The following is a 14,731-nucleotide window of genomic DNA, read 5'->3' on the forward strand; positions in this document are numbered from 1 at the left end:
GTCAGCCGCCGGTGTTCCCCCGCGTGGTGGCCTGGCCGGGGCGGGCCCGATCGGCCGGCGTGCGGCCGAAGGTGAGCCAGAAATCCGTGATCGCGAGACTGAGCACCGGCCGGCGCCCGGCCAGGTAGCCGAGGGGCCCGGCGGGATCGGGGCGCCACGCGGCTGTCGCCGTACGCAAGCCGCTGCGGCCTCGCACCGGTGTGCGCCGGACCGACTCGCCCAGAGCCTGGGCGACGGTGAAGCCCAGGGGGAAACGGCCCGGAAGCCGCCCCTTCAGCCGGACCAGCGCCGAGGCCAGGGGCTCCTCCCCCGCCGAAGCGGAAGCGTCGACCAGCGGCTCGGTCTCCGCGTCGATGGTGAACTCGGCCAGTTCCTTGGGGATGCCCCAGAGCCGGCGGCCGCCCTCGCGGGACGCGACGCTGTCCACCCAGATGTCGGTGATGCTGACCCGCGGACGGCCGCGCTCGTGCACCAGCACCGCGCTGAGCAACTCCCGGTAATGCAGGACGCCGCCCGGTTCGTAGTGAACCCAGGCGGCGCCGACGGCGACCCGGCCGGCGATCGTGATCGGCCGGACCGCGGCGTCCAGCACCGGCGGCAACTGCGGGAGCCGCCGCCGGGGGACGAGGAATACGGAGAGGTACATCTGGCCGCGCAGGTGCCAAGGCTCGGGCGGGTACATGCCCTTACATTGACATCTGCGACTCAGTAGCGGAAGCGGGAGACCACCGACTGGAGCTGGGCGGCCGTGACGTTCAGGTCGTCGGCGGCGGTCCGGGTGTCGCCGACCGTCTCGGTGGTGCGGCGGGTCGCGTCCGAGACCGTCGTGATCGTCACCGCGATGTCGCCGGCGCCGCTGGCCGCCTCGGTGAGCGTGCGGTTCATCTCCTGCGTGGTGGCCGTCTGCTCCTCGACCGCCGAGGCGATGGTCAGCTGCAGGCCGTTGATCCGCTCGATGATCGCCGAGATCTCGCCGATCGCGGTGACCGCGCCGCTGGTGTCGGCCTGGATGGCCTGGACCCGCTGGGAGATGTCCTCGGTCGCCTTCGCGGTCTCCTGGGCCAGGTCCTTGACCTCGCCGGCGACGACCGCGAACCCCTTGCCGACCTCGCCGGCCCGGGCCGCCTCGATGGTCGCGTTCAACGCGAGCAGGTTGGTCTGCTCGGCGATGCTGGTGATCACCTTGACCACCGTGGCGATCTCCTCGGAGCTCTCGCCGAGGCGGGCCACGATCGCGTTGGTCTGCGAGGCCACCTGCACGGCCTGCGCGGCGACCTGGGTGGCCTCCGAGGTGGAGACGCTGATGTCGCGGATCGCCGAGCCCATCTCCTGCGAGCCGGCCGAGACGAACTGCAGGTTGTTCGAGACCACGTCGGCGGCGGCGGCGACCGTGCCGGCCTGCGAGGAGGCCTGCTGGGCGGCGGCGTCCACGGCCACCGACACCGAGCTGAGCTGACCGGCGGCCGACTGGATGGTGTTGGCGTTGCCGGCCAGCAGGACGACGTCCTCGCGGAGGCGGGCGATGCCCTTGTCCAGCGCGGCGGCCATCCTGCCGATCTCGTCCTGGGTGGTGACGCCGGAGGTCCGGGTCAGGTCGCCCTCGGCCAGGCCCTCGGCGATGTGCGAGACGCCCGCGACGGTCTGCCCGACCCGGGACGCGACCCGGAAACCGATCAGCAGGCTCAGCAGGACGCCGGCGGCGAGCAGCCCGGCCACCGTCCAGGCGGCGTTGCGGCCGGCGTCCTCGGCCGCCGAGATCTGCGCCTCGGCGAGCGCGGTGGCCTGGCTCTTGAGCGCGGCCTGGTCCTCGCCGAGGGCGGTGTGCAGGGCCGTGTACTGCTGCAGCGCCTCGGTCATCTCGGCGGCCGAGGACCCGGTACGGTCGGTGCCGACGAACTCGAGGAAATCGGCCCAGTCCTGGCTCGTCTTGTCGACGTTGTCGTCCTGCGGCAGCGCCGCCTTCAGCTCGTTGAGGGCGGCCTCGACGTTCGCCTTGTTCGTCTCCATGCCCTCGGTCAGCTGCGCGGCGATGTTCGGATAGAGCTGCACCGCGGAGACGCCGCCGACGTACGACTCGATGTTCGTGCTGAACGTGCCGACCGCGTTCGAGATCTGGATGGACTGACGCTGCGCCGTGGCCGCGTCCGCGTTCAGGTCGAACACCGTCTTGATGGCGACGCCACCGACGATCAGACCACTGGCGGTCGCGACCATGGCGGCCGAACCGATCTTCGTCCGCAGGGAGCGGTTGTCGAACAACCCGCCGATGCCCATCCGAAAGCCTCCTCGTCACCCGTCGGCCCACAACGGGCTCAGCCTCGGGAATCGGCACCGCCGCCGAGCACTTGAGTACCCGGCTATACGGATATTCTGGATATATCTGTCCCTCCTTCGGGTGGAACTCGCGGAATTAGGTCGTCACCGACGCCAGCGCTTCGAAGATCAGAGCCGTCGAGGTGGCGCCCGGGTCCTGATGTCCGACACTTCGCTCGCCGAGGTAGGACGCCCGCCCCTTGCGCGCCCGCAACTCGATCGTGGCCCGCGCGCCGGCATCCGCCGCCCGGGCCGCCTCGGCAGCCGCCGCCGGCAACGCGTTCCCCGCCGCCACCGCCGACTCGAACGCCTCGGCGGCCGGTTTCCACGCGTCCACCATCGTCGCGTCACCCGGCTCGGCGCCACCCAGCTTCCGGATCGCCTCCAGAGCGGCGTGCAGGCCCGCGACCAGGTCCGGCAGGGTGATCTCCGGGCCTTCCGGGAGAGCCTTTCCCAGGGCACGGTACGCGGAACCGTACAGCGGCCCGGAGGCGCCGCCGACCTTGGAGATCAGGGTCGTGCCCGCCTTGACGAAGACCGCGGCCACCGAGTCGAAGGTCCCGCCGGCGAGGGCCGCGACCACGGCCGTGAAGCCGCGGTTCAGGTTCACCCCGTGGTCGCCGTCCCCGATCGCCGCGTCCAGCCGGGTCAGCCGATCCGACTGCTCCGTGACCGACACGGCCGTGGCCCGAAGCCAGGCGATGGCGAGATCGGTCCGCACGTCACGCACCCCACCGCAGGCCGGGGGTGACGACCGGGGCGTCCCAGAGCCGGAGGATCTCGTCGTCGGCGGCGGTGAGGGTGATCGACAGTCCGGCCATGTCCAGACTCGTCACGTAATCACCGACCAGGCGGCGGGCGATCGTGATCCTTTTCTGCTCCAAGATCTTCGATAGCTCCCCGTAAACCACATATAGCTCGATGAGCGGTGTTCCGCCAAGGCCGTTGACCAGGACGATGACCCGGTCGCCGACCTCTTTCGCCTCCAGGATCGCGTCGAGTGCGGATCCGACCAGCTCGCGGGCCGCCCGGAGCTTCTCCCGGCGCCGGCCCGGTTCGCCGTGGATGCCGACGCCGACCTCGATCTCGTCCTCCGGAAGGTCGAACCCGGGCTGCCCGGACGCCGGCGTGGTCCCGGCCCGCAACGCGTACGCGAACGAGCCCGAGTTCGCGTTCACCCGACGCCCGATCGCGGCGACCTCGGCCAGCTTGCCGCCCTCCTCGGCGCGCGCCCCGGCGATCTTCTCGACCAGCAGGGTGGCGCCGGTGCCGCGGCGGCCGGCCGTCCACGTCGAGTTCTCCACCGCCACGTCGTCGTCGACGAGCACGGTCTCCACCGTGATCCCCTCGTCGGCGGCCATCTCCGCGGCCAGCTGGAAGTTCATGACGTCGCCGGTGTAGTTCTTCACCACGTGGACGACTCCGGCGCCGCCGTCGACGGCCTTGGTGGCGGCCAGGATCTGATCGGGGACGGGCGAGGTGAAGATCTCGCCGGGGCAGGCGGCGTCGAGCATGCCGGCGCCGACGAAACCGCCGTGCAGCGGCTCGTGGCCGGAGCCACCGCCGGACACCAGCGCGACCTTCCCGGCCCGGGGCGCGTCAGCCCTCGCCACGTACTGCTCGGCCGCGTCGACGCGCAGCTCCGGATGAGCGGCGGCGAGCCCGGTGAGCGCCTCGGCCACCACGTCGGCGGGATCGTTGATGAATTTCTTCAAGGCCGTCTCCTTCCTCTTCGATGCCAGCATCGTCGCGCTGGGCGATCCGGCCAACCCTTTCGGTGACTACGATCGCGAAGCATGGCGCTCGTCGGGATCGTTCTCGTGTCGCACAGCGGCACATTGGCGGAAGGGGTGCGCGATCTGCTGCGGCAGGTCGCGACCGAAGACGTACGGGTGGAAGTGGCCGGCGGAACACCGTCCGGCGAACTCGGGACCGACTACGAGACGATCGCCTCGGCCGTCGGCCGCGCCGACTCCGGGGCCGGTGTCCTCGTTCTGGCCGACCTCGGCAGTGCGGTGCTGACCACCCGTACCGTGCTGGAAGATCTTGATCCTGGGCCTCTCCTGGTCGATGCGCCCTTTGTGGAAGGCGCCGTGGCGGCGGCGGTGCTCGCCTCGACCGGCGCCGACCTCGCGACCGTTGCCGACGCCGCCCGGGAGGCCCGCGATGTCCCCAAGTTCTGAGATCGAGGTCGTCCTGCCCGCCGCCCTGCACGCGCGCCCGGCCGGCGAGATCGTCCGGGTGGCCGCGGCGTTCGCCTCCGATGTGGAGATCCGGCACGACGGCCGGAGTGCGAGCGCGAAGAGCGCGCTGCGGCTGATGTCCCTCGGCGCCCCGGCGGGCGCGGCGGTGACCGTGCACGCCGCCGGCGACGACGCTCTTCTCGCCGCCTCCGCCATAGCCGACGTGCTTCGCGCCGCTTCGTAAGTTTCGAAGCTTTCCACCAGCAGGATCATGAACTGAACCGGTTGAGGTTTCCGTAACATGTCGGTAGCGTTCGATGAGCTTCGATCCCCAATCCTCCGAAGCCATTGGAGTTCCCCATGAGACGCACCCTGATCCTGTCGATGGCGGGGGCCGTGACCGCGGCCGCCGCCGTCGTCGCTCTCTCCCCCACCGCGAACGCCGCCGCCGCCACGCTCGGCGCGGCCGCCGCGGAGAAGAGGCGGTACTTCGGCACCGCCGTGGCCGCCTACAAACTGTCCGATGCGGTCTACTCCGGGATCCTGAACCGCGAATTCACCTCGGTCACCCCGGAGAACGAGATGAAGTGGGACGCCACCGAACCGTCCCAGGGCACCTTCAGCTTCGGCAGCGCCGACACCATCGTGAACCGGGCGATCGCCAACGGGCAGAAGGTCCGCGGGCACGCCCTGGCCTGGCACTCGCAGCAGCCGTCCTGGGCGCAGAACCTGAGCGGCACCGCGCTGCGCACCGCCATGGTCAACCACGTCACGCAGGTCGCCACCCACTACAAAGGCAAAATCGACTCCTGGGACGTGGTGAACGAGGCGTTCGCCGACGGCTCCACCGGCGCCCGCCGCGACTCCAACCTGCAGCGCACCGGCAACGACTGGATCGAGGTGGCGTTCCGGGCCGCGCGGGCCGCCGACCCGGCCGCGAAGCTCTGCTACAACGACTACAACACCGACGGGCAGAACGCGAAGAGCAACGCCGTCTACGCCATGGTCCAGGACTTCAAGGCGCGTGGCGTGCCGATCGACTGCGTGGGCTTCCAATCGCACTTCAACGCGCAGTCCCCGCTGCCGTCGGACTACCAGGCCAACCTGCAGCGGTTCGCCGACCTCGGCGTCGACGTGCAGATCACCGAACTGGACATCGAAGGGTCTGGCTCCGCCCAGGCGGCCTCCTTCGCCTCGACCGTCCGCGCCTGCCTCGCCGTGACCCGGTGCAACGGCATCACGGTGTGGGGCATCCGGGACAGCGACTCGTGGCGGGCCAGTGGGACACCACTGCTCTTCGACGGCAGCGGCAACCCGAAGGCGGCCTACACCGCGGTCCTCAACGAACTCGGCGGCGTGGTCACCTCACCGTCCCCGTCCGTCTCCGTCTCGGCTTCCACGTCCAACCCGCCCACCGGCTCCGGCTGCACCGCCACCACCTCGGTGAACGCGTGGACCGGCGGCTTCGTCGTGACCGTCCGCGTCACCGCCGGAACGGCCCGCATCAACGGCTGGACCGTCGGCGTGACCCTGCCGTCCGGCTCCGCGATCACCAACACCTGGAACGCGACCGCCAGCGGATCCAGCTTCACGAACGTCACCTACAACGGCGGCGTCGCGGCCGGTTCGAGCACGGAGTTCGGCTTCCAGGGCACCGGCACCGCTCCCTCGGGCACACCTACCTGCACCTCCCGGTAGATCCTGTTCCGGCCGCGGGCTCATCGGCCGCGGCCCCGGTCAGCTGTGGCTCATTGCTGTCGAACCGCACGGGGAACAGCAATGAGTCACAGCGCTGGTCCGCGGCTCCGCTCCCGCACCGCGCCGCTGCCCGACCCGTTCCCCAGCTCCGCTTGCCGCTGCCTGCTCCGCTCCCGCTGCCTCGCGCTCCCCACCACCGCTGCCCGCGCTCGCTACCCGCCTTCGCTGCCCGACCCCGCTGCCCGCTCCGCTCCCGGTCCCCGCTCCCGCTGCCCGGCCCACTCCCCGCCGCCCGCTTGCCCCGCTGCTCTGCTGCCCCGCTGCCCCGCTGCCCGGCTGCCCCGCTGCTCTGCCGCCTGCCGCCCGCCGCCCGCCGCCTGCCGCCCGCCGCCCGCCGCCCGCCGCCCGCGGATCTTGGACGATCCGCTAGCCGCTGGGGTGCAGAATCACCCAAGATCTGAGGGCGCGTGCCTTCGTCCTCACGCAGCGGACTGCCGAAGAAGCGAACGAACGGCGGACGACCCCGACGCTCGCCCTACGGTGAGTCGCGCCCTGTTCCAGCGCCGCCGATGGAGGGAAAGTCGTGGGGCCCACAGCACCCGCCACACTCCACGAACTCACACGATTCCAAGATTCACCGGCACGCCGCGAGTCCGCCGTGAACAGCGACGGGTCACAGCCGGCTGACAGCGATCAGTCACAGCCACTGCAGGAAGAGGCCGGCCCGGCCACCGCGGATCGTGGGCGATCCTCAACACCCGGAGGTGCATCGTCGCTCAAGATCTGAGGAGAGGGCCGGTGCGGGAAGAAGCGGGCACCGGTGGACGGGGCGTCAGGGGGTCACTTCGCCGGTCAGGTGAGGGCGGCTCGAAGACAGGGTGAACCGCCAGCCCTTCGCAGTGGGGGCGGCCGTGAAGGTCGGCCTGGCGGGCAACAGCAGGGGCTGTTTGAAAGCCACCTCGACCGTGTAGGCGTCCGGCAGGCGGCCCTCCAACCGGGCCAGGGCGTGGGCCTTCGTCCACATGCCGTGGGCTATCGGGCGCGGGAAGCCGAACAGGCGGGCGCCCACCCGGGAGGTGTGGATCGGGTTGCGATCACCGGATACGGCGGCGTAGCCGGTCCCCACCCGCGCCGGCACATGCCAGCGCGCCCCGCCAACCTCGGGCGACTTATCCGAAATGTCGGAAATGTGCCCACCCTCCGACGGCCTCATGATCCGCAGATACGTCGAGACCTCACGCCACACCTCGACCCCGCCCACCACAGCCGTCGTGAGCATGTCGAACTGACGGCCCCGAGGATGATCCCGCAGGTCGACGGCCTTGACCGACAGGTCCAGCCTCTCACCGGCACCGAGGGGCCGCGCCACGCTGATCCGGTTCCCGACGTGGACCAGGCCGATCGGCGGCAGCGGAAAATCCGGGGCGGTCATCAGCCGCATGGCCAGCGGGAAGGCCAGGACGTGCGGGTACGTAGCCGGCAGCGTGTCGGAGAGGCGGAAGCCGCAGACCCGGTCGTACGCGGCCAGGTGCGCCCGGGAGACCGTCACATCCCGGTGCCGTATCTCGACGTCGGCGAGGGAGGAGCCGCGCCGCGCGCCGGGGAGCATGCCGAGGGCGGCCCGGGCGTACGACGCCGTGGTGCCCGGGCCGGCGCTGAGTTCGACGACGGCGACCATGTCAGGCCCCCAGCAGGCTCTGGCCGCAGACCCGGACGACGTTGCCGGTGATCGCCTGCGAGCCGGGCGAGGCCAGCCAGGCGATGGTTTCGGCGACGTCGGCGGGGAGGCCGCCCTGGGACACGCTGTTCAGCCGGCGGCCGGCTTCGCGCAGGCCGATCGGCATCTTCGCGGTCATCGCGGTCTCGATGAAGCCGGGCGCCACCGCGTTGATCGTGATCCCGCGAGGCTCCAGGATCGACGCGTAGGACTCCACCATCCCGATCACACCGGCCTTGCTGGTGGCGTAGTTCGTCTGTCCCCGGTTGCCGGCGATGCCCGCGATCGACGCGACGCCGATGATCCGCCCGCCTTCCCGCAGGAGATCACGGGAGAGCAGCTCGGCGTTGACCCTCTCCGGCGCGGTCAGGTTGACGCCGATCACCGAGTCCCACTTGTCGGCGGACATCCGGGCGATCGTCTTGTCCCGGGTGATCCCGGCGTTGTGCACGACGATGTCGACCCCGGCGGACGGGCCCGCCGCGAGGTAACCGGCCAGCCGGGAGGGCGCGTCCGGCGCGGTGAGGTCGAGTTGCAGGGCGCGGCCGGCGCAGGAGTTCGCCACGCCGGCGAGGGCGTCACCGGCGGCGGGCACGTCGAGGGCGATCACGTCGGCGCCGTCCCGGGCCAGGGTGCGGGCGATGGCCGCGCCGATACCCCGGGCCGCGCCGGTGACCAGGGCGAGCTTGCCGTCGAGCGGCCGCTCGACGTCGGGCGCCGGGCCGACGGCCTGGGCGCCGATCCGGATGACCTGACCGGAGACGTACGCCGACCGCCCGCTCAGCAGGAACCGCAGCGTGGATTCCAGTCCCGCTTCGCCGCCCGGCGCCACGTAGACGAGCTGGCTCGTCACGCCCCGGCCGAACTCCTTGCCGATGCTCCGGGTCAGGCCTTCCAGGCTCCGCTGCGCGGTCGCCTTCTGCGGGCCGGGCGTCCGGTCCGGCTGGGTGCCCAGCACGATCACGCGGCCGGAGAGGACCAGGGAGCGGGCGTACGGGTGGAAGTAGTCGAACAGGATCCGCAACTGCGAGGAGTCGGCGATTCCCGTGGCATCGAAGACCAGGGCGCCGTACTTCGTACCGTCGCTGAAGGAATCGGTGACCGGGACGCCGGCGTCTCCCAGGAGTTTGCGGATCGGCTCGGCGAGCCGGCCGCCGGGCGCGGCGCCCACCAGGACCGGCGCGGTGACCAGCGGATCTCCGGGGTGGAAGCGGCGCAGCCTGGGCGGATCAGGCAGCCCGAGGCGCTTGACCACGGTCCGGCCGAGACCGGAGTTGGCGAAGTTCGCGTACCTGTCAGCCATGCGAGTAGCCTACCGGTGAGTAACTGCAGTGCTCGTCGATGTGGAGGATAGTCGTGCCGGACATCAAGCGCGTGGCGGTGCTCGGCGGGAACCGGATCCCGTTCGCCCGGTCCAACAGCCGGTACGCGGAAGCCTCGAACCAGGACATGCTGACCGCCACCCTCGACGGCCTGATCGCCCGGTTCGGCCTGGCCGGCGAGCAGCTCGGCGAGGTCGTGGCGGGCGCGGTGCTCAAGCACTCCCGCGACTTCAACCTGACCCGCGAGGTCGTGCTCGGGTCCCGGCTCGACCCGCGCACCCCGGCGTACGACATCCAGCAGGCCTGTGGCACCGGCCTGGAAGCGGCGATCCTGGTCGCCGACAAGATCGCTCTCGGCCGGATCGAGGCGGGCGTTGCCGGCGGCGTCGACACCACGTCGGACGCCCCGTTGCAGGTCAACGAGGACATGCGCCGGGCCCTGCTGTCGCTCAACCGGGCCCGTACGCTCGGTGACCGCCTCAAGGCCGTCGCACGACTGCGCCCGCAGCAGGCGCTCCAGCCGGTGCTGCCGCGCAACTCCGAGCCGCGGACCGGCCTGTCGATGGGCGAGCACGCCGCGATCACGGCGCTGCGCTGGCAGATCTCCCGCCAGGATCAGGATCTCCTGGCGCTGAAGTCGCATCACAACCTCGCTTCGGCGTACGACCAAGGCTTCTTCGATGATCTGCTGACGCCCTATCTGGGACTGACCCGTGACCAGAACCTGCGTCCGGACACCACGCCGGAGAAGCTGGCGTCGCTGAAGACGGTGTACGGCAAGGAGAACCCGACGATGACGGCGGGCAACTCGACGCCGCTCACCGACGGCGCCTCGGCCGTGCTGCTCTCGTCGGAGGAGTGGGCGGCCGCGCACTCGCTGCCCGTGCTCGCCTACCTCACCGACTCGGAGACCGCGGCCGTCGACTACGTGCACGGCGACGAGGGCCTGCTGATGGCCCCGGCCTACGCCGTCCCGCGGATGCTCGCCCGCAACGGCCTCACCCTGCAGGACTTCGACTACTACGAGATCCACGAGGCGTTCGCGTCGCAGGTGCTCAGCACCCTCGCCGCCTGGGAGTCCCCGGAGTTCTGCAAGGAGCGACTCGGTCTGGACGCCCCGCTCGGCGCCATCGACCGCGCCAAGCTGAACGTCAACGGCTCCTCGCTGGCGGCCGGCCACCCGTTCGCCGCCACCGGTGGCCGCATCGTGGCGACCCTGGCGAAGCTGCTGGCCCAGAAGGGTTCCGGCCGGGGCCTGATCTCGATCTGCGCAGCCGGCGGCCAGGGCGTGGTGGCGATCCTGGAGCGCTGACCCGGCCGGGGCGGTGAGAGCACGCGCCGGCGAACTGTGTGCGCTCACCGCCTGCATGGTGGCGGCAGCCGGACGCAAAAGCAGTCTGCGTGCGCTGGTCGCCCCACCGAGCGGCGGGTTCCCGCACGGACGGGAGATGATCTCGCCGCAGTGTCCGGCTGCGGCATCCGATAGCCCGCGGCCGGTCGCCGCCGTCGTGCCCAGATCTCCATCACCGGCCAGGACGGCCCCGCCCCGCCCCGCTCCGCCCCGGATCTTGGGTGACTTCCTACCCGCGAGAGTCGACGATCGCTCAAGATCTGCGGTGGGCGAGGCGCGGTGGGCGAGGCGAGGCGCGGCGCGGCGGGCGAGGCGCGGCGGGCGAGGCGCGGTCGGCGAGGCGCGGTCGGCGAGGCGCGGTCGGCGAGGCGCGGTCGGCGAGGCTCGGTGGGCAACGGAGGCGGCGGGAACGGTTGTCAGGGAAGTTACGCGCTCGTAAGGTTACCGGCGAGTTAACCTGCCGCCGGAAGGGCTGATCCGACGTGGAGTTCTGGCTCGACCTGAACGAAGAGCAGCAAGACCTGCGCGAGTGGGTGCACGGCTTCGCCGAGTCGGTGATCCGGCCGGCCGCGTCCGAGTGGGACGAGCGCGAGGAGACGCCGTGGCCGGTCCTGCAGGAGGCCGCGAAGATCGGGCTGTACGGGTTCGAGTTCCTGGTGAACACCTGGTCGGATACGAGCGGGCTGAGCCTGCCGGTCGCCAACGAGGAGCTCTTCTGGGGTGACGGCGGCATCGGCATGGCGATCTCGGGGACGTCGCTGGCGGTGGCCGCGATCTACGGGTCGGGGACGCCGGAGCAGCTGGTCGAGTGGGTGCCGCAGTGTTTCGGCGACACCGGCGATCCGAAGGTGGCGGCGTTCTGCAGCACCGAGCCGGAGGCCGGTTCCGATGTGGCGTCGATGCGGACCCGCGCGGTCTACGACGAGGCGTCCGGCGAGTGGGTGCTGACCGGGCAGAAGGCGTACGCCACGAACGGCGGCATCGCGAACGTGCACATCGTCACCGCTAGCGTGGATCCGAGTCTCGGCTCGCGCGGGCAGGCCGCGTTCGTGGTGCCACCGGGGACGAAGGGCCTGGCCGCGACCCGGAAACTGAAGAAGCTGGGCCTGCGCGCCTCGCACACCGCTGACGTGTTCCTCGACGACGTCCGCCTTCCGGGCAGTTGCCTGCTGGGCGGTAAGGAAGCGCTGGACCGCAGGCTGGCGAAGGCCCGCGAGGGGCAGCGACGGTCGGGGCAGGCCGCGATGCGCACGTTCGAGCTGTCCCGCCCGGCGGTCGGCGCGCAGGCGCTCGGCATCGCGCGGGCCGCCTACGAGTACGCGCTGGACTACGCCAAGACCCGGGTGCAGTTCGGCCGGCCGATCATCGAGAACCAGGCGGTGGCGTTCGCGCTCGCCGACATGCGTACCGAGATCGACGCCGCTCGCCTGCTGGTCTGGCGGGCCGCGTGGATGGGGCGCGCCGAGCGCCCGTTCACCGCCGGCGAGGGGTCGATGTCGAAGCTGAAGGCCGGCGAGGTGGCGGTCGCGGTCACCGAGAAGGCGGTGCAGATCCTCGGCGGCGCCGGCTACCTGCGCGATCACCCGGTGGAGCGGATGTACCGGGACGCCAAGATCTACACGATCTTCGAGGGCACGTCGGAGATCCAGCGTCTGGTGATCGCCCGAGCCATCTCCGGAGTCCAGATCCGCTGAGCGCCGGACACTCCGAGATCTGCTGAGCGCCGGACACTCCACGATCCGCTGAGCGGCGGGCGACGACGGCCGGGAGGGCATGACAGTGGACGTCACCTTCATCGCGAGGACCATGGCCCGGCGCGGCCTGCTCACGCCCGGACATCCGGTCCGGATCCTGCGCCAGTTCGGCGCTCTGGGGCGGTGGGGGTTCGGCTTGGCGGGCGAGCTGCGGCAGGCCGCGGCGCGCAGCCCGCAGAGGGTTGCGGTGATCGACGACGAGACCCGTGTCTCGTACGAGGGACTGCTGGAACTCACCGAGAACCTGGCCCGGACATTGGCGTCCCGGGGGTTGGAACCGGGAGATCGTGTCGGTCTCCTGATGCGCAATTCCGCCCGGATGATCGAGGCGCTGATCGGCGTCACGACGCTCGGCGCCGATCCTGTGCTGATCAACACCGGTCTCTCCGCGCACCAGTTGCGACTCCTCGCCGAGGATCAGGACCTCAAGGCCGTCATCCACGACGTGGAGTTCACCGGGCAACTCGCCCTCGTCGCCGTGGAGAAGATCGGCGAAGCGCCCGGCGCAGGCGGCACCGGACCGAGGATGGAGCCCCCGGCCCGGCCGGGACGGACCATCGTGCTGACGAGCGGCACGACCGGCACCCCCAAGGGCGCACGGCGGCCCACCCCCGGCGGCTTCCGGCCGCTCTGCTCGGTGATCGACCGGATCCCGCTGCGAGCCGGCGACCGGATCCTGCTCGCCGCCCCGATCTTCCACACCTGGGGCTTCGCCGGCCTGCAGATCGCCCTGGCGCTGCGGGCGACGATAGTGCTGCACCGCCGCTTCGACGCCGCCCAGGTGCACGGCCACATCGCACGGGAGGAAGTGGACGCGCTGATCGCCGTACCGGTGATGGTGCAGCAGCTGATGGAGCTGGAACCGCAGGAGAGAGTCCCGGGGAGGACCATCGCCGCGGTCAGCGGCTCCGCCCTGCCGGGTGGGCTGGCGACGCGGTTCATGGACCGGTACGGCGACGGCCTCTACAACCTGTACGGCTCGACCGAGGCCTCCTGGGTCTCCATCGCCACCCCGGCCGACCTGCGCGCCGCGCCGGACACCGCCGGGAGGCCGCCGTTCGGCACGACGGTGAAGGTGCTCGGCGACGACGACGAGGAGGTGCCGGCCGGTACCGTCGGCCGGCTCTTCGTCAGCAACGAAATGATCTTCGAGGGCTACACGAACGGCGCCGGGACGCCACGGAAGAACGGCCTGCTCGGCACCGGCGACCTCGGGCACGTCGACGAGCACGGGCGCGTCTTCGTCGACGGCCGGGAGGACGACATGATCGTCTCCGGTGGCGAGAACGTCTTCCCGGCCGAGGTGGAGAGCCTGCTGGCAGCGATGCCGCAGGTGCGCGAGGCAGCGGTGATCGGGGTTCCGGACCAGCAGTACGGCCAGCGGCTCGCCGCCTACCTGGTGCTGCGCGACGGCGAGGAGCTGGACCCGGAGGCGGTTCGCGAGCACGTACGCCGGCACCGCGCCCGCTTCTGCGTCCCGCGCGACATCGTCTTCCTCGACGTCCTGCCCCGCAACGCCACCGGCAAGATCCTCAAGCGGGAGTTAGGCGGCCGGGAGGCGGGGTAACCGCACGTCCATGCCGCAGCGCAACGACTATGACCGGGTGGCGGTCGTCACCGGTTCGGACTCCGGGATCGGCCGGGCCACCGCCGTCGCCCTGGCCCGGGCCGGCTTCGACGTCGGCGTCACCTACCGCGAGGACGCCGACGGCGCCCGGCAGACGGCCGCCGAGGTCGCCGAGGCCGGCCGCCGCGCGGAGATCCGCCGGCTGGACCTCGCCGATCTGCCCGGCGCCGCGGACGTGATCGACGAGCTGGCCGGGGCGCTGGGCGGCCTGGGGGTGCTGGTGAACTGCGCCGGGACCGGCATCAGCACGCCGGTGGTGGAGACCAGCTTCGCGCAGTGGCGTGAGGTGCTCGCCGTCGACCTGGACGGCCCGTTCCTCTGCGCCCAGCGGGCGGCCCGGCGGATGAGGAGCAGCGGCCGGGGCGGCCGGATCATCAACATCACCAGCGTCCACGAGCACGCGCCCCGGGTCGGCTCGGGGGCGTACTGCGCGGCGAAGGGCGGCCTCGGGCTGCTGACCAAGGTGATGGCGCAGGAGCTGGCGGCGGACGGGATCACCGTGAACGCGGTGGCGCCCGGCGAGATCGCCACGCCGATGACCGGCAACGAGGACGTCGACCCGTTCACGGTGAGCCGTCCCGGTGTGCCGCTGGGCCGGCCCGGCGACGCGAACGAGGTGGCCGCCGTCGTGGCGATGCTGGCCTCTCCGCAGGCCGGGTACGTGACCGGCGCCTCCTGGGTGGTGGACGGCGGGATGCTGCTGATGGGCCCGCAGGCCGGGTCCCATCTGGAGAACGACGACTGGCGCAACGGCTGACGGCGATTT

Annotated in this window: 13 protein-coding genes; 7 read left to right on the plus strand and 6 right to left on the minus strand. The window is 71.5% G+C overall.

The window, feature by feature from the left end:
• Position 1: 1 nt before the first annotated feature.
• The 4 genes from EP757_RS40190 to dhaK form a co-directional block, all read right to left on the minus strand.
• Positions 2-682 carry an acetoacetate decarboxylase family protein gene (locus tag EP757_RS40190; protein ID WP_127553562.1) on the minus strand — a complete coding sequence of 227 codons (681 nt, stop codon included), beginning with the start codon at positions 680-682 and terminating at the stop codon, positions 2-4.
• 23 nt (positions 683-705) lie between these two features.
• On the minus strand, positions 706-2,274 hold the full coding sequence (locus EP757_RS40195) for a methyl-accepting chemotaxis protein (protein WP_127553563.1): 1,569 nt from the start codon (positions 2,272-2,274) through the stop codon (positions 706-708).
• Between the two features lie 136 nt (positions 2,275-2,410).
• The gene (gene dhaL / locus EP757_RS40200) at positions 2,411-3,034 is read right to left on the minus strand and encodes a dihydroxyacetone kinase subunit DhaL (RefSeq protein ID WP_127553564.1); all 624 of its coding nucleotides are present in this window, start codon (positions 3,032-3,034) and stop codon (positions 2,411-2,413) included.
• A gap of 1 nt (position 3,035) precedes the next feature.
• Positions 3,036-4,028: a dihydroxyacetone kinase subunit DhaK gene (gene dhaK, locus EP757_RS40205; RefSeq protein ID WP_127553565.1), complete on the minus strand. Its 993-nt coding sequence runs from the start codon at positions 4,026-4,028 to the stop codon at positions 3,036-3,038.
• Between the two features lie 81 nt (positions 4,029-4,109).
• Between dhaK and dhaM the strand changes: the two genes are divergently transcribed.
• The 3 genes from dhaM (at position 4,110) to EP757_RS40220 (ending at position 6,194) form a co-directional block, all read left to right on the plus strand.
• On the plus strand, positions 4,110-4,496 hold the full coding sequence (dhaM, locus tag EP757_RS40210) for a dihydroxyacetone kinase phosphoryl donor subunit DhaM (protein WP_127553566.1): 387 nt from the start codon (positions 4,110-4,112) through the stop codon (positions 4,494-4,496).
• Positions 4,480-4,740, plus strand: coding sequence for an HPr family phosphocarrier protein (locus EP757_RS40215; protein ID WP_127553567.1), 261 nt, complete (start codon positions 4,480-4,482; stop codon positions 4,738-4,740). Before dhaM ends, EP757_RS40215 begins: the two co-directional genes overlap by 17 nt.
• Before the next feature lie 116 nt (positions 4,741-4,856).
• Positions 4,857-6,194 (plus strand): endo-1,4-beta-xylanase, encoded by a 1,338-nt coding sequence (locus tag EP757_RS40220; protein ID WP_127553568.1) that lies wholly within the window; start codon positions 4,857-4,859, stop codon positions 6,192-6,194.
• 832 nt (positions 6,195-7,026) lie between these two features.
• On the opposite strand, the gene EP757_RS40225 is transcribed toward EP757_RS40220, so the two are convergent.
• A complete protein-coding gene (locus EP757_RS40225; RefSeq protein WP_127553569.1) occupies positions 7,027-7,872 on the minus strand; it encodes a MaoC/PaaZ C-terminal domain-containing protein in 846 nt (281 codons plus the stop codon).
• Position 7,873: 1 nt separating this feature from the next.
• On the minus strand, positions 7,874-9,214 hold the full coding sequence (locus tag EP757_RS40230; RefSeq protein ID WP_127553570.1) for a 3-oxoacyl-ACP reductase: 1,341 nt from the start codon (positions 9,212-9,214) through the stop codon (positions 7,874-7,876).
• Positions 9,215-9,267: 53 nt separating this feature from the next.
• Here EP757_RS40230 and EP757_RS40235 point away from each other — a divergent pair, with 53 nt between their 5' ends.
• From EP757_RS40235 to EP757_RS40250, 4 genes are all read left to right on the plus strand, one after another.
• Positions 9,268-10,545 (plus strand): acetyl-CoA C-acetyltransferase, encoded by a 1,278-nt coding sequence (locus EP757_RS40235; RefSeq protein WP_127553571.1) that lies wholly within the window; start codon positions 9,268-9,270, stop codon positions 10,543-10,545.
• A gap of 521 nt (positions 10,546-11,066) precedes the next feature.
• Positions 11,067-12,278: an acyl-CoA dehydrogenase family protein gene (locus EP757_RS40240; RefSeq protein ID WP_127553572.1), complete on the plus strand. Its 1,212-nt coding sequence runs from the start codon at positions 11,067-11,069 to the stop codon at positions 12,276-12,278.
• A gap of 85 nt (positions 12,279-12,363) precedes the next feature.
• Complete coding sequence (locus tag EP757_RS40245) at positions 12,364-13,905, plus strand: AMP-binding protein (RefSeq protein WP_127554680.1); 1,542 nt, start codon at positions 12,364-12,366, stop codon at positions 13,903-13,905.
• A gap of 10 nt (positions 13,906-13,915) precedes the next feature.
• Positions 13,916-14,722, plus strand: a complete 807-nt coding sequence (locus tag EP757_RS40250; RefSeq protein ID WP_127553573.1) for an SDR family oxidoreductase — start codon at positions 13,916-13,918, stop codon at positions 14,720-14,722.
• Positions 14,723-14,731: the final 9 nt, after the last annotated feature.

Source organism: Actinoplanes sp. OR16, from assembly GCF_004001265.1.
In the GTDB taxonomy this organism is placed as follows: Bacteria; Actinomycetota; Actinomycetes; order Mycobacteriales; family Micromonosporaceae; genus Actinoplanes.